We start from the raw sequence: 20,667 nt of genomic DNA on the forward strand, positions 1-20,667 counted from the left end.
CGCCGGCAAAAATAGCGATGAATAAAAACGGGGCCAGGCGCGTTTACCGGTTATCGACACTGAGGATAACCCACTATGACGCGCACTGTTTCCGCTATCGCCTTCGGGCTCTTGATCGGCCCGGCGCCGCTGTACGCGATGCCGGTTAGCTACGGCATCAGCACGCCCGACACCGCAATTGGGCTCTCATGGCAGGCTTTCGGCGGCACCTCGCAGGCGCACCTTGCCGGCGTAACGGGGGAGCTGACGCTGGATACGGCTAATGACATGGACGATCGCCTGAGCGTCAACATCCCGGTCGCCACCCTCGCGGCGTCCAATAGCCTGCTGACCTGGCAAATGAAGGGCCGTCTCTTTTTCGATGCCGATCGCTATCCGGCGATCCGCTTTACCAGCAGCCGCGTGGTGGCGCTGGGGGGCGGACGCTTTCGGGTTTTCGGCTATCTCGGCGTCAAAAATATCCTGCGTCCGGTCATTCTCGAGGCGGCTCTCGAAGATCCGACGAACGGCCCCGTCGGCCGGGAGGTGCTGTCGCTGCATGCCACGACCGCCATCTCACGTGCGGCTTTTAATATGGACAGCCTGGCGGCGCTGGTGGGGGATACCGTCACCATTGATATCGCCATCGAGGCTAAAGTCCGGCATCGGGCCTAAACTCCCCCGCGCGCTATTCGCGCGGGAGGGCAGGGATTAACGGCCGGCGCGACCGGGCAGCATCCGGGACAGCACGCCATCGCGAAGCAGGTAGTGGTGGGCAAGCGCCGCCAGGGCGTGGGCGCAGGCGAGAATAATCAGCGCCCACGCCACGTTGTTGTGCCACTCCCCGAGGCTATGCCTGAGCGCGGGATCGATGCTTACCCAGCCGGAGAGATCGGGCCCGCCAAAAAAGCGGAACGGCTCCTGCTGCGCCCAGCGAAACAGAAAGCCCAGCGCGGCCTGGGAAAACAGCAACAGGTACAGCGTCCCGTGGACGGCGTGTGCGGCAAGCTTCGTCGGGCGCGAAAGGGGGGCGGGAGGCAGGGCGTAGCGCGGGGAGCGCTGGCTGATAATGCGCCACAGCAGGCGCACGACGATCGTCAGCGCCAGCACGATGCCGCACGAGATATGCAGGGCCTGCAGCTCTTTTCGCAACGGCGTACCGCGTTCCAGCCACGCCCAGATGTGGGCGCTGGAAAAGAGAAAGATGACGCAGGCGGCAGTGAGCCAGTGCAGCGTCAGCGTCAAGCCGTCATAGCGCTGGCGCCGGGCGGTGGGGGATAGTTGTGTCATAACAAGGGACTCCATCAGCGGTGTTGGTGATGGGTAAACGCGTCAGGGGGAGCATCTATTCGGAAAATTTTTTATCGGCCGATCGCCCGCAGCGGCCGGTTTATTGCAATTTTGTTACATTCGTTACATAACGGCGGCTGCGGCATTGCCTGCGCCGCGGTAACAGGCATCATAAAACGACCTTCCGCCAAGAGTATTGCATCATGATCAGAGTCGCCCTGGTGGATGACCATGTGGTCGTTCGCTCCGGTTTTGCCCAGCTATTAAATCTGGAAGACGATCTTATCGTGGCGGGGCAGTACAGCAGCGCCGCCGAGGCCTGGCCCGCGCTGATGCGCAGCGACATTGACGTTGCGGTGCTCGACGTCGCCATGCCCGACGAGAACGGCCTGAGCCTGCTCAAACGTCTGCGCCAGCGGCAGCCGGGGTTTCGCGCCATCATTCTCAGCATCTACGACACGCCGGCTTTTGTGCAGAGCGCCATCGACGCCGGCGCGAGTGGCTATCTGACCAAGCGCTGCGGCCCGGAGGAGCTGGTGCAGGCGGTACGTTCGGTGGGGATGGGCGGCCACTATCTGTGCGTTGATGCCCTCAAAGCGCTGCGCGGCGGCGAATCCTCGCCGAAAGCGCTCGACGTCCTGACCCCGCGCGAGCGGGAGATATTCGAGCTGCTGGTGAAAGGGGAGAGCGTGAAGGCGATCGCCTTCAGCCTGGCGCTGAGCCATAAAACCGTCCACGTGCACCGGGCTAACGTACTGGGCAAGCTGCAGTGCGGCAGCACCATTGAGCTGGTGCATTTCGCCCTCGATAATCAGCTGCTGACGGGCCATGGATGAAACGCGCCTCCCGTCATCTGGTCCTGATGCTGTTTATCACCCTGGCCTGGGGAAGCGGCTGGCTGATGCTGTGGACGCTCAGCTTTTATTTGACCCACAACGGCCAGCAGGCGGTGCTGTTTCTGCCGCAGGGCGTCTATCTGGCGCTGCTGATCCTGCTGCCGCGCCGCTTTTGGCTGGCGGTGGTCCTGCCGCCGCTGGCGGCGATCGCCTGGCTGCGCAGCGAACAGCTGCTGACCGGCTACGCGATCGCGATCGTTCCGCTGGTGGGCATGCTGTCGGCGTATATGGCGCAGCGTTTCTGGTATCGTTTCCCGCTCTACTGGCAGCGGCTGTCGCTGCTGATCGCCGCGGTCAGCGCCAACGCGCTGCTCCAGACCCTGGCCCTGATCGCCTTTTTGCAGAGCCCTGCGACGCTGCTCGGGCTGGCCTCGTTTACCGGCGGCGTGCTGCTGGCGCCGTTTGTCTATCTGATGTTCGAGTTTTTGCGCCAGCAGCATCGCTACCAGCTGCTGGGGCTGGATACCAGCAACCCGCCGCTGCGCGCCTCGCTGATTATCTGGTGCAGCCTGTTTTTTATCATCGGCATCGGCACCCAGATGGTGCTCTCCCCGGCGCTGGAGCGGCTGCTGCTGATCGTGGTGTTTTTGCCTAACGTGGTGATGGCGTGGAAGTTTGGCTGGCAGGGCGGGGTGCTGTCCGGCCTGCTCGGCAGCATGATGATCGCCATCGCGCGCCAGGTGGGCGGCGGCTTTACGGACCTGCTGGAGCTTGAGATTTTCCTCGCCACCCAGTCGCTGCTCGGGATCGGCCTGGGTATCGCCATCAGCCGCCAGCAGCACCTGGCGCTCAATCTCGATCGCTATCGCCGCCGGCTCGAGCAGGAGCTGCAGACCCGGCGCGAGCTGACGGAAAAGCTGATCCACACGGAGGAGGATACCCGCAAGCATCTCGCCCGCGAGCTGCATGATGAAATCGGGCAGAACATCACCGCCATTCAGATCCAGTCGCAGCTGGTCAAGCGGGCCGGCGGCACCGCCCTGGCGATTGAGGCTGCCGGGCAAATCAACGCCCTGGCTCAGCGCATTCACCACTCCACCCGCCAGATGCTGCGCCAGCTGCGCCCCCCGGCGCTGGACGAGCTGTCGCTCAGGGAGGCGCTGCACCATCTGGTGAAAGAGTTCGCCTTTGCCGAGCGCGGGATTAACTGCCGCTTTGACTACCGGCTGGCGGCCCCGCCGGCCAACGAAATCCTGGTCTTTACCCTCTACCGCCTGCTGCAGGAGCTGCTCAATAACGTCAGCAAGCACGCCGGCGCCAGCGAGGTGGCGATCCTGCTTTGCCAGCAGGGAGACGGCCTGTACCTCGAGGTGCGGGACAACGGCAGCGGCCTCGGCCCGCAGAACACGCCGGGCTTTGGCATGCAGGGCATCCGCGAGCGTGTCCACGCCCTCGGCGGGGAGCTGACCCTGGAATCACGCGGCGGCACGCGCGTAATTGTTAACCTGCCCACATTTTCGTCACAAACACTTCGCTAACCAGGAAAAAGTCTTAGCCGCACCGGACTTTCTCTCATTCATTTTGCCCCGCGCTTTTATATCGTCAGCCTAAACGGAGAACGCCATGCCCGCACTGTCTGCTGCACTGATCGCTCAACGCTACCGGACCCAGCGCCTGAGGCTGCTGCTGTGCATGGTCATTGGCTACGCCGCGTTCTACCTGACGCGCAAAAGCATCAACTACGTGCTGCCGGTTTTGCAGCTGGATATGGGGCTGAGCAAAAGCGACATCGGGCTGATCGGCTCGCTGTTCTATCTGAGCTACGGCCTGTCGAAATTTGCCGCCGGATTGTGGCATGACGGCCACGGACAGCGGGCGTTTATGGGGATTGGCCTGCTGGCGACCGGCGTGCTGAACGTACTGTTCGTGTTTAGCCACTCCCTGCCGGTGCTGCTGTTTATCTGGACGCTAAACGGCTTTTTCCAGGGATGGGGATGGCCGCCCTGCGCCCGGCTGCTCACCCACTGGTACTCGCGCAACGAACGCGGCTTTTGGTGGGGATGCTGGAACACCTCCATCAATATCGGCGGGGCGATAGTGCCGCTGATTTGCGCCTTCGCCGCCCACTTTTGGGGCTGGCGGGCGGCGATGCTGGCACCGGGGATCGTCAGCATCGTGCTCGGCATCTGGCTGACCACCCAGCTGCGGGGCACGCCGCAGGAGGAGGGGCTGCCGACGGTGGGCGAGTGGCGCAACGATCCGCTGGAGCTGCGCCAGGAGCTGCAGAGCCCGCCGATGGGGCTGTGGCAGATGCTGCGCACCACCATGCTGCAGAACCCGATGATCTGGCTGCTGGGCGCCTCGTACGTGCTGGTGTATCTGATCCGCATCGCGCTTAACGACTGGGGCAACATCTGGCTGGCGGAGAGCCACGGCGTCAACCTGCTGAGCGCCAACGCCACGGTCATGCTGTTTGAGGCCGGCGGCCTGCTCGGGGCGCTGTTCGCCGGCTGGGGATCGGACCTGCTGTTCAGCGGCCAGCGCGCGCCGATGCTCCTGCTGTTCACGCTGGGGCTCATGGTCTCGGTCGCCGCGCTGTGGCTGGCGCCGGTGCATCACTACGCGCTGCTGGCGATGTGCTTTTTCAGCGTCGGTTTTTTTGTCTTTGGTCCGCAGATGCTCATTGGCCTTGCCGCCGTCGAGTGCGGGCACAAGCAGGCGGCGGGGTCGATCAGCGGCTTTCTCGGCGTGTTTGCCTATCTGGGGGCCGCGCTCGCCGGCTGGCCGCTGTCGCAGGTCATTGAACGCTACGGCTGGTCGGGGATGTTCAGCTTGCTCTCGCTGGCCGCCGTACTGATGGGTTTATTACTGATGCCCCTGCTGATGTCGGGCGTCACCGTTTCACGCAATCACACAACATCCTGAAGGGCTGAATAATGAAAACAACGCTTCTCTCTACCCTCATTGCTTCCGGGCTCGCGCTCGCTGCCCTCACCGGTGCGGCGCAGGCAAAAGGCCGTCTGGTGGTCTACTGCAGCGCCACCAACGAAATGTGCGAAGCCGAAACCAAAGCGTTCGGCGACAAGTACGACGTTAAAACCTCGTTTATCCGCAACGGCTCCGGCAGTACCCTGGCGAAGGTGGACGCGGAGAAGAAAAACCCGCAGGCCGACGTCTGGTACGGCGGCACCCTCGATCCGCAGTCGCAGGCCGGTGAAATGGGGCTGCTGCAGCCGTATAAATCTCCGAACCTCGATCAGATCATGGAGAAATTCCGCGATCCGGCGAAGGTGAAAGGTAACCTCTCCTCGGCGGTTTACGTCGGGATCCTCGGCTTCGGCGTCAACACGCAGCGGCTGAAAGAGAAAAATCTGCCGGTGCCGAAATGCTGGAAGGATCTGACCAAAGCGGAATACAAGGGCGAGATCCAGATTGCCGATCCGCAGAGCTCGGGCACCGCCTACACCGCGCTGGCGACCTTCGTCCAGCTGTGGGGGGAAGATCAGGCGTTTGATTATCTGAAGCAGCTCAACGCCAACGTTTCCCAGTACACCAAATCCGGCATCGCCCCAGCGCGTAACGCCGCCCGCGGCGAAACGGCGATCGGCATCGGCTTCCTCCACGACTACTCGCTGGAAAAAGAGCAGGGCGCGCCGCTGGAGCTGATCTCCCCGTGCGAGGGCACCGGCTATGAGATTGGCGGCGTCAGCATTCTGAAAGGCGCGCGCAACGCGGATAACGCGAAGCTGTTCGTTGACTGGGTGCTGTCGAAGGATGCCCAGGAGCTGGCGTGGAAGAAGGGCAAATCCTATCAAATCCTCACTAATACCACGGCGGAGACCTCGCCAAACTCGCTGAAGCTCGATGACCTCAAGCTTATCAGCTATGACATGGATAAGTACGGCTCAACGGAAGTCCGCAAAGCGCTCATTAACAAATGGGTTGCCGACGTGAAGATGGGTAAATAAGCCCGCGACAAGTGGTTATCGCCCGGCGTTCCCGCCGGGCCAACAGCACCCGGAAAACTTATGTCACACACATTAGCTCTTCATCCCGCGAAAAAACGGGATGCGGTATTCCTGTGGGTTTTACTCGGCTGGCTGGCGTTTGCCCTGCTGCCGGGCTGGAGCCTGGATTATGGCCTGCTGGAGTCGACGCGCGACGAGATCCTCGCCGCCTACGGCTGGTCGCAGATCAACGTTAGCTGGCTGTGGTACCTGCTGCCGAGCCTGCTGCTGGTTCGCCCGCTGAGCGAAGCGCGCCGCGAACAGCGGGCCCGCCACTATTTTGACGCCGGCTGGGCGCTGCTGTGCATGGCCTTTATCGTCATCAGCGCCAGCGTAGAGGGCCGGGGTTTAGGCTATGCCGCCATCGTGCTGTTCGTGGCGCTGGGTGCCATCATGACCCTGGCGCTGACGCGCCTCGAGTGGCTGGGCGGCGATCGCTTTGTCATCGGCTCGCTGATTACCATCATCGCGCTGATCGGCATTTTTATCGTCTGGCCGAGCATCGCCATTTTTATCCCGATGTTCACCAACGCCGCCGGGGAGTTCGCGCCGCTGGCCTTCCTCAGCGTCCTCTCCCAGGCGCATATCGTGCAGGTCATTATCAACTCGATCCTGCTGTCGATTGCCGTCGGGATCGGCTGCACCTTCTTCGGCCTGGTGCTGGCGATTTACACCACCCGCATCGCGAAGCGCAGCGCTATCATCGGGCGCATCTTCTCGATTCTGCCGATCGTCACGCCGCCGTTCGTGGTGGGGCTTGGCGTGACGCTGATGATGGGGCGCTCCGGCTACGTGACCGAATTTATGGTGACCTGGTTCGGGCTGACCAACACCAACTGGCTGTACGGTTTTACCGGCATCTGGCTGGCGCAGGTGCTGGCCTTTACCCCGATGGCGTTTATGATCCTCGACGGCGCCATCAAGACCATTCACCCCTCGCTGGAGGAGGCGTCGTATACCCTGCGCGCCAGCCGCTGGCAAACCTTTAACGGCGTATTCGTCCCGCTGCTCAAGCCGGCGCTGGCGAACGCCTTCCTGATCGTTATCGTGCAGTCGCTGGCCGACTTCAGCAACCCGCTGGTGCTGGGCGGCAACTTCGACGTGCTGGCGACGCAGATCTACTTCTACATTACCGGCTCGCAGCTGGATTATCAGGCCGCCAGCACCCTTGGCGCATTCCTGCTGCTGTTCTCGCTGCTGGTGTTCTGCGTGCAGTATATGTGGATTGGCAAGCGCTCCTACGTGACCGTTTCCGGCAAGTCCTACCGCGGCGACGTGCAGCCGCTGCCGGCGATGCTGGTGCGGGGCGTGGTGGCCCTGCTGGCGATCTGGATTGCCTTCAACGCCCTGCTCTACGGCAGCATTTTCTACGGCAGCTTCACCGTCAACTGGGGCGTGGACTATACCCTGACGCTGGATAACTTTATTAAGCTGTTTGGCCAGGGAATGAGCGACGGCGCGTGGCCTTCGCTGCTCGATACCCTGCTGTATGCCGGGATTGCGGCGCCGATCACCGCCGGTTTTGGCCTGCTGATCGCCTGGGTCGTCGTGCGCCAGCAGTTCAGGGGCAAAAAGACCATCGAATTTACCACCATGCTGTGCTTCGCGGTTCCCGGCACCGTGGCGGGGGTGTCGTACATCCTGGCCTTCAACAGCGCGCCGGTTTACCTCACCGGCACGGCGGCGATTGTGATTATGTCGATGGTGATGCGCAACGTGCCGGTCGGCATTCGCGCGGGCATTGCCGGTCTCGGCCAGATCGATAAATCGCTGGATGAGGCCTCGTTGAGCCTGCGCGCCGGGAGCCTACGCACCATTACCCATATCCTGCTGCCGCTGCTGCGCCCGGCTATTTTGTCGGCGCTGATCTACAGCTTCGTGCGCGCCATTACCACCGTCAGCGCGATTGTTTTCCTCGTCACGCCGGATACCCGGGTGGCAACGGCCTACATTCTCAACCGGGTAGAAGACGGCGAATACGGCGTGGCGATCGCCTACGGCTCCATTCTGATAGTCGTGATGCTGGCGATTATTTTCCTCTTTGACTGGCTGATCGGCGAGGCGCGAATCTCCCGCTCAAAAGCCAAAAATCAGGCGTAATTCTATGACTCAAAAACATTTCGTTGAGCTGCGCAACGTCGGCAAGCGCTTTGGCGATAACACCGTTATCGAAACCATTAACCTTGCTATTCCGCAGGGGCAGATGGTGACGCTGCTCGGCCCGTCCGGCTGCGGGAAAACCACGGTGCTACGGCTGGTGGCCGGGCTGGAAAAGCCCACCAGCGGGCAGATTTTTATCGATGGCGAAGACGTTACCCACCGCTCCATCCAGCAGCGCGATATCTGCATGGTGTTCCAGTCCTACGCGCTGTTTCCCCATATGTCACTGGGGGAGAACGTCGGCTACGGCCTGAAGATGCTCGGCGTATCGCGCAGCGAGACAAAAGCGCGGGTGAAGGCGGCGCTGGCGATGGTCGACCTGGAGGGCTACGAGGATCGCTTTGTCGATCAGATCTCCGGCGGGCAGCAGCAGCGCGTGGCGCTGGCCAGGGCGCTGATCCTCAAGCCGAAGGTGCTGCTGTTCGACGAGCCGCTGAGCAACCTTGACGCCAACCTGCGCCGCAGCATGCGGGATAAGATCCGCGAGCTGCAAAAGCAGTTCAATATTACCTCGCTGTACGTCACCCACGATCAGAGCGAGGCCTTTGCGGTCTCCGATACGGTGCTGGTGATGAACAAAGGCAGCATCATGCAGATTGGCTCGCCGCAGGATCTGTATCGTCAGCCGGCTTCACGCTTTATGGCCAGCTTTATGGGCGACGCGAACCTGTTCCCGGCCAGCTTCAGCGCCGAGAGCGTGGAGATCCACGGCTATCGTCTGCCGCGTCCGCCGCACTTTACCGCCAGCGGAAGCGGCACCGTCGGCGTCCGCCCGGAGGCGATTACCCTCAGCCAGCAGGGGCTTGAGAGCCAGCGCTGCGTCATCCGCCACGTGGCCTATATGGGGCCGCAGTATGAGGCGATCGTTGAGTGGCACGGCCAGCAGATTTTGCTGCAAATCAACGCCACCCGCCTGCAGCCCGACGTCGGGGAGAGCTACTACCTGCAGATTCATCCCTACGGGATGTTTATGTTACAGGATGCCGCATAGGAGTCCGCCCCCTGCTTAGCCGCAGGGGGCCGCTGCCGTTTGACGACCGCGCAAAATCAAGAGCCCTGTTTATCCTCATTTCCCGCCGTAGACCCTGCCAACCCTACATTTATCCCGGTTTTAATCACGCTATCCCGCCGCCGCTGGCTATCCATTTATACTGAATGGATATTCATTAACGTTATGTTTATAAACAATAAAATTGTAGAAATTCCCGGCATGGCAATGTCAACAGTATTCACGGCCCAACCAACTTAAAATCTATAAAAGTAGACGTTTGTCGACTTTTCATCTAAAAAGTCTGGGTAAGGGGCTAGACAAAACCACCATCCGGTTATCAAATGGTTAAATAATATTAAATTTTAAGTAAATGATTGGCCAAATGAAAAAATGGTCAACGCGCTTTCCGCGATTTACAAGCGCTTCGGCGCACCTTATTGGGAGAAGTTATGCATTCCTCTGTTAATAAAAACGAAACTCGGACCTTCTTTGGTCACCCCTATCCGCTAGGGTCGCTGTTTTTTACCGAAATGTGGGAGCGATTCTCTTTTTACGGCATTCGCCCGCTTTTAATCCTGTTTATGGCCGCCACCGTCTATGACGGCGGCATGGGGCTGGCGCGCGAAAACGCGTCGGCGATCGTCGGCATCTTCGCCGGCAGCATGTACCTCGCGGCGCTGCCGGGCGGCTGGCTGGCGGACAACTGGCTGGGTCAGCAAAAGGCCGTCTGGTACGGCTCGATTCTGATTGCGCTCGGCCATCTGTCGATTGCCCTCTCTGCGTGGATGGGCGACACCCTGTTCTTTATCGGGCTGATGTTTATCGTGCTCGGTTCCGGCCTGTTTAAGACCTGTATCTCGGTGATGGTCGGCACGCTGTATAAGAAGGGCGACGCGCGCCGCGACGGCGGGTTCTCGCTGTTCTATATGGGCATCAACATGGGCTCGTTTATTGCCCCGCTGATCTCCGGGTGGCTTATCAAATCCCACGGCTGGCACTGGGGCTTTGGCATCGGCGGTATCGGGATGCTGGTAGCGCTGGTTATCTTCCGCCTGTTCGCCGTTCCGGCCATGAAGCGCTACGACAGCGAAGTGGGCCTCGACTCCACCTGGAACAGCCCGGTGGCGAAGAAAAACGGCGTCGGCGCCTGGCTGCTGGCGCTGGCGGTCGGGGTTGCGGCGGTGATTGTCCTGATTGCTCAGGGCGTTATCGTGATTAACCCCGTGGCGGTCGCCAGCACCCTGGTGTACGTCATTGCGGCGTCGGTGGCGCTGTACTTTATCTATCTGTTCGCCTTTGCCGGCCTGACCCGCAAAGAGCGCGCTCGCCTGCTGGTGTGCTTTATTCTGCTGGTCTCCGCCGCCTTCTTCTGGTCGGCCTTCGAGCAGAAGCCGACGTCGTTTAACCTGTTTGCCAACGACTACACCAACCGCACCATCGGCAGCTTCGAAATTCCGGCGGTATGGTTCCAGTCGATTAACGCCCTGTTTATCATTCTGCTGGCGCCGGTATTCAGCTGGGCATGGCCGGCGATGGCGCGTAAAAACGTCCGCCTGAGCAGCATCACCAAGTTCGTTATCGGCATTCTCTGCGCCGCCGGCGGCTTCGGTCTGATGATGCTGGCCGCTGAGAACGTGCTGAGCAGCGGCGGAGCGGGGGTATCGCCGCTGTGGCTGGTGGGCAGTATTCTGATGCTGACGCTGGGCGAGCTGTGCCTGAGCCCGATTGGCCTGGCGACCATGACCCTGCTGGCGCCGGAAAGAATGCGCGGTCAGATGATGGGGCTGTGGTTCTGCGCCAGCGCGCTGGGTAACCTGGCCGCCGGCCTGATTGGCGGTCACGTCAAGGCTGACCAACTGGATATGCTGCCGGATCTCTTCGCCCGCTGCTCGATTGCGCTGCTGATCTGCGCCGCCGTACTCTGCGTGCTGATCGTTCCTGTGCGCCGGATGCTGGAGAATACCCGCAGCAAAACCGCCGGGGAGCCGGCGGCTAACGCCTGAAGGTAAAAGAGCCCATATCCTGCAAACCGGCGCCTGATGCGCCGGTTTTTTTTCGTCTGTGAGCTACGCCTCCCGGCGCGTGCAGCGGTAAATGAGCGGTACGGCAAAGGCGTACAGCACCACCACCGACAGCCAGATGGCCCCGGGCCACCACGTCCTGAGGGCGAAATAGAGCGACGAAAAGGCCAGCGGCGCGACGATCGATGCCAGGCTGACGGTGGAGGCCAGTACTCCCTGCAGCTGCCCCTGCCGGTCGTCGTTGACCTGGCGGGTGGCCAGCGCCTGCAGGGCGGGCGTGCCGATCCCGCCGAGGGCGATCAGCGGCATCACCGCAAAGACGATCCAGCCCTGCTGGGCCAGCGACAGGATAATCAGCGCCGCGCTGGTGCTGGCGATGCCGCAGAGAATGGCCCCGCGCTCGCCGAGCCTGCGGGTTGCCGGGCCGGGCAGAAAGGCCTGCGCCAGCATCTGGCACACGCCGAACGCGCCCAGCGACAGGCCGACCCACAGCCCGTTCCAGTGAAACATATCCTGTCCCCACAGCGTCCAGCAGGTGCCGTAGACCTCCCCGGTGGCGCTTAAGAAGAAGAACACCAGCGCGATGGTGAGCAGCCCTTTGACTGAGAATAGCCAGCGCATGGGCCGGAGGGGATTGAGCTCGGCGAGCGCCATTTTGCGCTTCGCCGGCCGGCGCGACTCCTTCAGGGCCAGCAGCGCCAGCAGGAAATTCGCGCCGTTCAGCACCGCGGCGACGATGAACGGCAGGCGCAGGGCGTAATCGCCGAGCACGCCGCCGAGCACCGGGCCGATGATAAATCCCGCGCCGAAGGTGGCGTTGAACAGCCCGAAGCGGCCGGCACGCTTTTCCGCCGGCGTCACGTCCGTCAGCCACGCCATCGCCACCGAAAGGTTGGCGCTGGTGAGGCCGGCGATGGCTCGCCCGAGCAGCAGCGGCCACAGATGGCTGGAAAAGGCCATCAGCAGGTAGTTGATCGCCGCCCCGGCCAGCGAAATCAGCAGTATCGGGCGGCGGCCGAAGTTATCGCTGAGCGCGCCGAGCAGGGGCGCGAAAATAAACTGCATCAGGGCGTACAGCGCCGCCAGAATGCCGATGTAGGGGGCGATATCGCCGGTATGGACCACCTCTTTAAGCAGCTGCGGCAGCAGCGGAAAGATCAGCCCGATGCCGACGGCATCGAGCCAGATGGTGATAAAAATGACGCTTAGGGTTCTGTTCATGGTCGGCTCAACGCGGGGCGCTACGCATAGGGGGTATCCTGCGCGGCGGCGCGGGCGGCGTGAAAGCTGCGCTCGAGGAGCGCGAGAAAGCGCTCGCGTACGACGTCGGCGGGCTGCTCCTGCTGCAGGCGCAGCGCGTCGCCGTAGGCAATGCGCCAGCCGTTGAGCACGATGCTGGCGATCAGCTGCGCCAGCGGATCGTACGCCGGCCGCTGAAGGCGCGACGCGAGCATGGCGCCCAGCGCCCGGGTCAGAAGGGCAAACTGCTCAAGGGCGTAGGCCTGCAGCGACGGGCTGGCCTCAACGCCCTGCCAGAACGCCGCCACCCGACGATCCATTCTCACCAGCGGATGCTGCTGGCTCATCAGCTCCTCGGCCAGCGCTTCCAGCACCGCGACCGGCGCCCGCTGGGGATGCCGATCGAAGGCCTGCCGCAGCAGCTGGTGGACTTCGTCGATGCGATCGAAGTAGAGCTCCTCTTTACGCGGGAAATAGTTAAACACGGTCATTTTCGACACGCCGGCCGCGGCGGCAATATCGGCAATGGTGACGTTATCAAAACCGTGCTGAATAAACAGTTCGGTGGCGGTGTTGGAGAGCTGCTGGCGCGTAAGGCGCTTTTTCTGCTCGCGCAGCCCCTCGGCATGCTGATGGGTATTCACGTATTCGCTCCGTGGTGCTGATGTCGATAATTTTATGTCGGGTAAAATATTATGATCAATATAAAATTAAGTCCAGCGCTATGATGCATCACCGGAGGGCGTGCGGGTGAAGTGAAGCGAATGAAGTAAAAGGTTAAGCAGAAATTCAGCGGGAAATTAAGACGGCAAAAGGCGTGCGGACTGAAGGAAAGGGCGAGTCGAACCGAACCGCGCGCTGAACGCGGCCCGGCGTCAGGATTTAGCGGTAGACGATGCCGCCGTCGATCAGGATCGCCTGACCGGTAACGTAGTCAGAATCCGGGCCGGCGAGATAGGAGACCAGGCTTGCCACGTCGTCCGGCGTTTCGGCACGGCCCAGCGCGATGCCCTCCACGTATTTCTTGTAGGTTTCACCCACCGGCGCGCCGGTGATCTCGGAGAAACGCTTGTCGATCTCGGTCCACATGCCGGTACCGACAATCCCCGGACAGTAGGCGTTTACCGTGATGCCGCGGCTGGCGTACTCTTTGGCCGCCGCCTGGGTCAGCGCGCGGACGGCAAATTTGGTGGCGGAGTAGATCCCCAGCAGGGCGAACCCATCGTGCCCGGCAATGGAGCAGGCGTTGATGATTTTACCTTTTTGCTGACGGTCGATGAATTTTTTCGCCGCGGCCTGAATGCCCCACAGGGTGCCCTGGACGTTGATGCGCATGATGCGATCGACCTCTTCCGGGGTCACGTCGGCCAGCGCCTGCACCTGAGCAATCCCGGCGTTGTTCACGATAATATCGAAGCCGCCCAGCTGCTTCTCCGCTTCGTCAATCGCGGCGTAAACCTGCTCGCGGTCGGCGATATTGGCGACGAAGGTGGCCGCCTTGCGGCCCAGAGCCTCAACCTCAGCGGCGACGGCGGCAATCCCTTCCGGGTTGACGTCGACGAGCATCAGCGATGCGCCATCTTTCGCCAGACGTAAAGCAATCCCGCGGCCAATGCCCTGACCCGCGCCGGTGACCAACGCCACTTTATTTTCGATAGCCATTCTGTACTCACCTTGAGCTGATTAATAAACCACGGCTGCCCGATGCGCTGTGGGCCCGGTGCGGGAAGGGCGCAGCGGGCCAGGGGTGCATCAGCGGCAGAGAATGGCATTACTCTATAGCGGCGGATAGGCGTGGCCTACCCCCCAGCTGGGGGGGAAATGGGGCGCAGTGATGAAAAGCTGGAGCGCGCTCGGATATCGCAGCGATGCCTTGGTTCAACCGCCTCTCCTTGGGTACACTCGGGGAATGGACTGGCTGAAAAGGTAACGGCACGATGGAATTTTTGCCCGCAACGGATGACCCACTGAGTGAATGTGTTTCCGAAGAGCCTCTGGGCTTTACGCGCCAGCTGCCGCTTATCGCCACCCGCTTTACGCCGCCTCGCTCACCCGGTTCGCTGCAGCTGCGCGACCGCCTGCTGCGGCGCCTGGACGCCGCCACCGGCAGCGCGCTGACGCTGGTGTGCGCCCCGGCCGGGTTTGGCAAAACGACCCTGCTGGCCCAGTGGTACCACCATCGCCAGCAGCAGGGGGATGCCCTGGCCTGGCTGAGCATGGATGAAGACGACGGCCCCCCGGCGCTGTTTATGCGCTATCTTCAGGCGGCGCTGGCGCCCCTGTGGCAAGGGTGGAGCCCGGCCTTTCTCCGCCAGGCGGATGACGGCCCGGCGGCCGATCTCACGCTGTTTCTGGCGGAGCTGGTAAACCAGCTGCACCGCTGCCCGCACCCGCTGTATCTCATCATTGACGACTACCAGAATATCTCCCACCCGGCGATCCACGCCGGGCTCAGCTGGCTGCTTAACCACGCCCCGGCCGCTCTGCACCTGATTATCGGCAGCCGCTGCCAGCCGACTCTTTCGCTTGGCCGGCTGCAGATGCAGGATCAGCTGGTGGAGGTGGACGATAGCGAGCTGCGCTTTAACGTCGGCGAAGCCCGCGCCTATTTTTCCGCTGCGCCGGCGCCGGGGTTCAGCCAGCAGGAGATCCCCCGGCTGCTGGCCCTGACGGAGGGCTGGGTCGCGGGGATGAAAATGGCTACCTTATCCAGCGGCCCCGCGCACTCCCACCCGGCGGCGGGCGGGCTGAACGCCGGCTCGCGCTCAATTTCCCGCTATCTTGACGAAGTCATTTTTGCCCCCTTGCCCGCCGAGGTGCTCGACTTTCTCCTGCAAACGTCGGTGCTTAACCGCCTGCATCCGGCGCTGTGCGACGCCGTCACCGGCAAAGCTAACGGCGAGGCGATGCTGGCATGGATTGCGCAGCGCAACCTGTTTCTTTCCGCCCTCGACGAGGGCGGGCTGTGGTTTCGCTACCATCCGCTGATGCGCGACGCGCTGCTCTCTCGCCTGCAGCACGGCGGCGAGGGGGATATTCGCCGGCTGCACGAGCGCGCCGGCGCCTGGTTTGCCGGGCAGCAGCTGTGGGCGGAGGCGATCCGCCACGCCCTCGCCGCTGGTAAGGGCGGCGCCGGGCACGCGGAGGCCGGGGCGCAGTCGCTGGCGGAAGAGGGGGACATCGACACGATGGTGCGCTGGATCCGCTACCTGCCGGCGGATCCCGACCCTTCGCGGATCGATCTGCAGATTAACCTCGCCTGGGCGCTGGCGCACCGCTTTCGCTTTCAGGATGCCCGCCAGTTGCTGGACGCGCTCGAAACCCTGGCTGCGGCCAGCGGCGAAGCATTAGCCCACAGCTCGTGGGTCAAGCTGCGGGTGGTGCGGGCGATTTGCGAAGCCTTTGCCGAGAATATCCCGCAGAGCATTGCCATCGTCGAGCCGCTGCTGCGGGAGGTGCCCTGCGGCGACGTATGGGTCGATGGCCTGGTGTGCAACATTCTCAGCTACTGTCATCTCGCCAGCTCCCGGCCGCAGCAGGCCCTCGACGTGCAGCAGCGGGTATCGGGTACGCGCGAGGCCAGCCGCAACCTGTTCGTCGGCGTATACCGGGCCTTCGTCATGGCCCAGGGCTACCTGCGCCAGGGCAACCTGGCGGAGGCCGGGCGTCAGGCCAGCCGGGCGCTGGAGGCTGCGGAACGGCAGACCGGCGCCCGCTCCAGCAGCGGCGCGACGCTGGCACCGATCCTCGCCGAAATAGCCTGGGAGCAGGGGGAAACGCAGCGCATTGACGCGCTGCTGACGCTGCGTCTGGAGACCATCGATGATTTTTGCCCGCCGGACGGCTTTAGCCGCTGCTACATCGTGCTGGCGAGGCGGGCGCGCCTCGAGGCCCGCCCGGAGGACGCGGAGTCCCTGCTGCTGCACGCCGAAGGCCTGGCGGTCCAGCGCGGCTGGCTGCGGGCGCAGGCGCCGCTGCTGGCCGAGCGCCTCAGCCAACTGCTGCAGGACGGCGACACCTCCGCCGCCGAAGCGCTGCTCTCCCGGCTGCAGGCGCTAGCCAGCGACGCGGACAAAAGCGACGTGGCGCACGCCTCCCTGGCCCTAAGCCACAGCCGGGTGCTGATGGCGAAAGGGGAGGCGACGGCGGCGGCGCAGCGGCTCGATACGCTGGCGGCCGAGCAGGAGCGCTGCGGGGAGTGGCTGTTCGCCGTGCGCCTGCGGCTGCTGCAGGCCCGGGCCCTGTGGCAGGCGAATGCCCTGGAGCAGGCCGTGGCGGTCGGCGTTCCGGCGCTGCGGCGGGCAATACGCCAGAAGCTGCTGCGCAGCCTGCTGGACGGCGGCCCGGATCTGGCGTCGTTGCTGCAGCTGATCGCTAAACGCGGCGCGGCGGGGGCGGAGTTCAGCGCCGACCTGACGCAGCTGCTGGCGCAGTTTGCCGCCGCCGGGATCCCGCTCAGCGCCGGACGCGCCGCGCCGCCGGACGTACGCCTAACCGAGCGGGAGCGGCAAACCCTGCGCCTGATTGCCGAGGGCTACTCGAATAAGGGGATGGCGCGGGAGCTGGGGATTTCGGCGGAGACCGTCAAATGGCACCTCAAGCAGCTGTACGAAAAGCTGCAGGTCAGCGGCCGCATCCAGGCGCTCAACCAGGCGCGCGAGTGGCGGCTGCTAAGCTAGGCGCGCCGTCACTTCTGCGGGGCCGGGTTCGCCGCCCCGCCTTTATTGCTTCTGGTATTACTTCTCGCCAACTTCAGCCAGCGGGCTGCGATAGTCGCCGCCCAGCGCCTTGATCAGCGTAACGTCGGTGCTCAGGCGCTGGGCCTGGATATCCAGCAGCATCAGCCGCTGGGCGATGGCCGGCCGACGCGCTTCCTGGGCGGCGTAGTAGCTGATCAGCCCGCGCTGATAGTGCGCGCTGGCGCTGTGGGTAGTGGCCATGGCGGCGGTCACCTTCAGCTGCTGGAGCGCCACCTGCTGGTTGAGATCGTTGAGCTGGCTGGAGCTTATCGCCACGTCGCGAACGGCGTCGAGCACGGCCTGGTTGTACTGCTTGATCAGGATATTGCTGGCGGTGCGCACCGAGCGCAAGTTGGCGTTCAGGCGGCCGCCGTCGAAGATCGGCAGGTAGAGGCCGGGCAGCAGGTTAATCTGCTGGAACGATGATTTAAACAGATCCCCGACGCTCAGCGCGTTATATCCCCAGAAGGCCTTGATATCGAAGTGCGGGTAGAACGCCGCCTTCGCCGCATCGACCTGGCTTAGCGAGGCGGTGACGTAGCCGCGCAGCGCCTGCAGGTCCGGGCGGCGGGCCAGCAGCTCGAAGGAGAGCGAATCGGGAAGCGTCTCCTGCAGCGTCGGCAGCGGCACCGGGTGGATCTCCGGCATGCTGCGGGCGTCGGCGCCGATCAGCGCGCGCAGGGTTTCGCGATACTGGGTCAGGGTGCCTTTAGCGGTAATCGTCTGCTGCTGCGCCGCCAGCAGCTCGGCCTGGGCGTTGGCGATATCGACGCTATCCTCCACGCCCCGACGGGTGCGGTGCTCGTGCGCCTGCACCGACAGGCGGGCAATCTCTTCCAGCTGGTCGAGCAGCGCAATTTTCTGGAAGGTGGCCTGCATCGCGAAGTACAGCTGCGCCACGCTGCTGGCAAGATCCAGCTCGATACCGGCGGTTTCCGCCTGGCGCGCGTTCTTCTCGCCGATGGCCGCCGCGACGTGGGCGCGGTCGGCGCCCCAGAGATCGATATTCAGCGTGGCACCGACGCCTACCGTATTCAGGGTGTACCAGGGACCGTTTTTATCGACCGGCAGAGAGTAGGAGTAGGGCCAGGTGAACTGCTTATTGGTCACCCGCAGGCGGTTTTGCGCCGCTACCGCGGTGGCCTGCACGCCCATTGCCGACTGCGCCAGCTCTACCGTTGACTGCGATTGCGAAATGCGCAGCCGGGCGGCCTGCATGGTCGGGGAGTTTTGCAGGGCGCGGTTCACCAGCATGTTGAGCTGGGCGTCGTCATAGCCTTCCCACCATCTGGCCGTCGGCCAGCCGCTGTTCGCCAGATGAATCACCTGCGCGAGCTCCGCCTGCTGCGGGTTGACGATCCTGACTTGAGAAGGATCGTCCTGAATCAGCGCGCACCCGGCGAGCAGGAGGAAAGCGAGGGGTGAGTAGCGCAGGTAGCGTGCTGCGGTGTCCATTTTTCTCATGACTTATCTGCCTGTCGCGGAAGATCTGAAGGTGCGGACGACCACGTCGGTAACGTCGTCAGTAGCGTCGCCAGCGGCGGACCAAAGGGGTTGTTCGGATCCGGATGCAGCCCGCGGGGCGTCTCCGGCGCGGCCTGCTGGCGCTCGATATCCTCGGCGTAGGCCTGAAGCTGCGCGGCGCTGCGCGGGAGAAAATCATCCCCCGGCGCGGCGTACAGCCGGTAGCCTTCGCTTAAGCGCACGATCTCCTGGGCCTGGAGCCAGGTCGCTTTGACCGGCCAGGTTTTGGCCTCCGGATGCGGGTGGGCCCAGGCGTTGAGCGGCTCGGCCGCCACCCGATGCATCAGGGTTTCGGCGCCGTTCAGGGAGTGGAACAGGGGCACCAGCTTGACCTCATCATCCCCGGCGCGCAGGTAGCCGGCGATCTGCCGGTAGAGCCGCGCGAGGCGAGATTTTAGCTGCACGGCTTCGCTATCCGGCCACAGGTAGAGGTGGACGATCGAAGAGACCAGCACCCCGAGCAGGATGCCGATAACCCGATCGCGCAGCTCGGTGAGATTGGCCAGCGGCCCAAACCAGTTGAGGAAGGCCAGCGAAAAGGTAAAGCCAATCTGGATCCCGGCGTAGGCGATGCGCTCCGAGCCGGCGGCAATCCACGCCGACAGCGCCATCACCGGGAGAGTCATCCCCAGCAGCCCGACGATGGATTCGGTATGCGGCTGAACGTAGACGATCATCAGCAGCGCCAGCAGGGTGGCGAGCAGGGCGCCGCCGATGCGCAGCCAGGTCTTCTGCAGGGTCGCCCCTAGCCCCGGCTGGGCGACAATCACGCAGCTCAGCATAATAGTATGAATGCCCTGCCAGTCGGCGGCGGTATAGAAAACGTAGCACAGCAGGGTCGCCAGCAGCGTTTTGAGGGCGAAGTGCAGGTAGGCCGGATTGCTCCAGGCATCGGGCAGCAGCAGCGGGGCCTTTTCCTCTTCCCCGGCCGGCAGCGCAACCGCTTCGCCGCGGGCCAGCTTGTCCAGGGTGGCGGCCATCTCCTGGAGGATCACGCCGTTGGCGCTATCCCGGGCGACGATCTCCGGCCGCGCGGGCAGGGTGTCGGCGCGCAGGTTATCCGCCAATGCCGAGAGCGTGGCGGAGAGCTGCTGGCGCTCCGCGGGATGGTCATCTCCCGGCTGAAGTAGTGCGGCAAGGTGATAGCAATGAAGCGCGGCGGCCATCAGCGATTGCCACCCCTGCGGGTCGGCGGCAATTTCCGGACTGGAGCGGGTGGCCTGCTTACAGAGCGAGTTTAGCTGGGCAAAGTTTTCGGCGATCTCTTTAAACGTCGGCTGGTTTTTCAGCGGCCCCGGCTGAACGAGGAGCTGCGCAACCTGGCGCAGCAGGACGACGATCCGCGCCTTGAGCTGGTAGCCGGGAAACGCCTGCTGAAAACAGGCGTTCACCAGCAGGGTGACCACGATGGCGGTGTTAATGACCACCCACAGCCACAGCAGCAGGCGCACCAGGATCTCGCTCTGGCTGGTCATCGACGGGAAGGTTTGCGCGTAGATCACCACCAGCGCCACCACGAAGAAGGCCAGCCCCAGCTTGCCCAGCACCCGCATCAGGTAGATCGCGCCGAAAAACAGCAGCACTGAGGCCACCAGGCGGATCAGCGGATAATCATAGGTCCATTTGATGATCAGCAGCACGCAGCCCAGCGCCACGCTGACGGTGATAAAAAACACCACGCTCACCAGCTTGATCATCAGCACGTTGGGCTGGCTGACGTAAAACACCACGATCAGCGCGACGGCCAGAAAGGGGATCTGCAGCGTCATAAACAGGACGATCAGCACCGCGCAGCTCAGCGTCAGGCGCAGGGTATAGTTGGCCCGGCCCGGCACATCGCGGAGTTCCCGGTTCAGGAACGACCAGAAGTTCTGCATGCCG

General features: G+C 63.1%; 15 protein-coding genes. 9 read left to right on the forward strand and 6 right to left on the reverse strand.

Going from position 1 to position 20,667, the window contains the following annotated elements:
- Nucleotides 1–75 precede the first annotated feature (75 nt).
- Nucleotides 76–654 carry a YceI family protein gene (locus MMW58_RS04690; protein ID WP_159236269.1) on the forward strand — a complete coding sequence of 193 codons (579 nt, stop codon included), beginning with the start codon at nt 76–78 and terminating at the stop codon, nt 652–654.
- Nucleotides 655–690: 36 nt separating this feature from the next.
- Here the strand turns inward: MMW58_RS04690 and MMW58_RS04695 are convergent, their stop codons facing one another.
- Nucleotides 691–1,269: a cytochrome b gene (locus tag MMW58_RS04695; protein ID WP_241722806.1), complete on the reverse strand. Its 579-nt coding sequence runs from the start codon at nt 1,267–1,269 to the stop codon at nt 691–693.
- Between the two features lie 203 nt (nt 1,270–1,472).
- On the opposite strand from MMW58_RS04695, the gene MMW58_RS04700 reads away from it, so the two are divergent.
- The 7 genes from MMW58_RS04700 (at nt 1,473) to MMW58_RS04730 (ending at nt 11,266) form a co-directional block, all read left to right on the forward strand.
- Nucleotides 1,473–2,105, forward strand: a complete 633-nt coding sequence (locus MMW58_RS04700) for a response regulator transcription factor (protein WP_132512864.1) — start codon at nt 1,473–1,475, stop codon at nt 2,103–2,105.
- Nucleotides 2,102–3,643, forward strand: coding sequence for an MASE1 domain-containing sensor histidine kinase (locus tag MMW58_RS04705; protein WP_241722807.1), 1,542 nt, complete (start codon nt 2,102–2,104; stop codon nt 3,641–3,643). The genes MMW58_RS04700 and MMW58_RS04705 overlap by 4 nt, the downstream gene beginning before the upstream one ends.
- 85 nt (nt 3,644–3,728) lie before the next feature.
- Nucleotides 3,729–5,030, forward strand: coding sequence for an MFS transporter family glucose-6-phosphate receptor UhpC (gene uhpC, locus MMW58_RS04710; protein WP_241722808.1), 1,302 nt, complete (start codon nt 3,729–3,731; stop codon nt 5,028–5,030).
- Between the two features lie 11 nt (nt 5,031–5,041).
- Nucleotides 5,042–6,073 carry an ABC transporter substrate-binding protein gene (locus tag MMW58_RS04715; protein WP_241722809.1) on the forward strand — a complete coding sequence of 344 codons (1,032 nt, stop codon included), beginning with the start codon at nt 5,042–5,044 and terminating at the stop codon, nt 6,071–6,073.
- A gap of 60 nt (nt 6,074–6,133) precedes the next feature.
- The gene (locus tag MMW58_RS04720; protein WP_133600522.1) at nt 6,134–8,212 is read left to right on the forward strand and encodes an ABC transporter permease; all 2,079 of its coding nucleotides are present in this window, start codon (nt 6,134–6,136) and stop codon (nt 8,210–8,212) included.
- Nucleotides 8,213–8,216: 4 nt separating this feature from the next.
- The gene (fbpC, locus tag MMW58_RS04725; RefSeq protein ID WP_241722810.1) at nt 8,217–9,263 is read left to right on the forward strand and encodes a ferric ABC transporter ATP-binding protein; all 1,047 of its coding nucleotides are present in this window, start codon (nt 8,217–8,219) and stop codon (nt 9,261–9,263) included.
- Nucleotides 9,264–9,712: 449 nt separating this feature from the next.
- Nucleotides 9,713–11,266 (forward strand): peptide MFS transporter, encoded by a 1,554-nt coding sequence (locus MMW58_RS04730; protein WP_241722811.1) that lies wholly within the window; start codon nt 9,713–9,715, stop codon nt 11,264–11,266.
- Nucleotides 11,267–11,329: 63 nt separating this feature from the next.
- On the opposite strand, the gene MMW58_RS04735 is transcribed toward MMW58_RS04730, so the two are convergent.
- From MMW58_RS04735 to MMW58_RS04745, 3 genes are all read right to left on the reverse strand, one after another.
- On the reverse strand, nt 11,330–12,505 hold the full coding sequence (locus MMW58_RS04735; RefSeq protein WP_241722812.1) for a TCR/Tet family MFS transporter: 1,176 nt from the start codon (nt 12,503–12,505) through the stop codon (nt 11,330–11,332).
- Between the two features lie 20 nt (nt 12,506–12,525).
- Complete coding sequence (locus MMW58_RS04740; protein ID WP_241722813.1) at nt 12,526–13,167, reverse strand: TetR/AcrR family transcriptional regulator; 642 nt, start codon at nt 13,165–13,167, stop codon at nt 12,526–12,528.
- A gap of 238 nt (nt 13,168–13,405) precedes the next feature.
- Complete coding sequence (locus MMW58_RS04745; protein ID WP_123708737.1) at nt 13,406–14,185, reverse strand: acetoin reductase; 780 nt, start codon at nt 14,183–14,185, stop codon at nt 13,406–13,408.
- Nucleotides 14,186–14,460: 275 nt separating this feature from the next.
- Between MMW58_RS04745 and MMW58_RS04750 the strand changes: the two genes are divergently transcribed.
- Complete coding sequence (locus tag MMW58_RS04750) at nt 14,461–17,202, forward strand: LuxR C-terminal-related transcriptional regulator (RefSeq protein WP_241722814.1); 2,742 nt, start codon at nt 14,461–14,463, stop codon at nt 17,200–17,202.
- A 57-nt stretch (nt 17,203–17,259) separates the two neighbouring features.
- On the opposite strand, the gene MMW58_RS04755 is transcribed toward MMW58_RS04750, so the two are convergent.
- Both MMW58_RS04755 and MMW58_RS04760 read right to left on the reverse strand, forming a co-directional pair.
- A complete protein-coding gene (locus MMW58_RS04755) occupies nt 17,260–18,726 on the reverse strand; it encodes an MdtP family multidrug efflux transporter outer membrane subunit (protein ID WP_241722815.1) in 1,467 nt (488 codons plus the stop codon).
- The gene (locus MMW58_RS04760) at nt 18,723–20,663 is read right to left on the reverse strand and encodes an FUSC family protein (RefSeq protein ID WP_241722816.1); all 1,941 of its coding nucleotides are present in this window, start codon (nt 20,661–20,663) and stop codon (nt 18,723–18,725) included. Before MMW58_RS04760 ends, MMW58_RS04755 begins: the two co-directional genes overlap by 4 nt.
- Nucleotides 20,664–20,667: the final 4 nt, after the last annotated feature.

This window comes from Klebsiella sp. HC6 (assembly GCF_022605325.1).
Taxonomy (GTDB): Bacteria; Pseudomonadota; Gammaproteobacteria; order Enterobacterales; family Enterobacteriaceae; genus Klebsiella; species Klebsiella terrigena.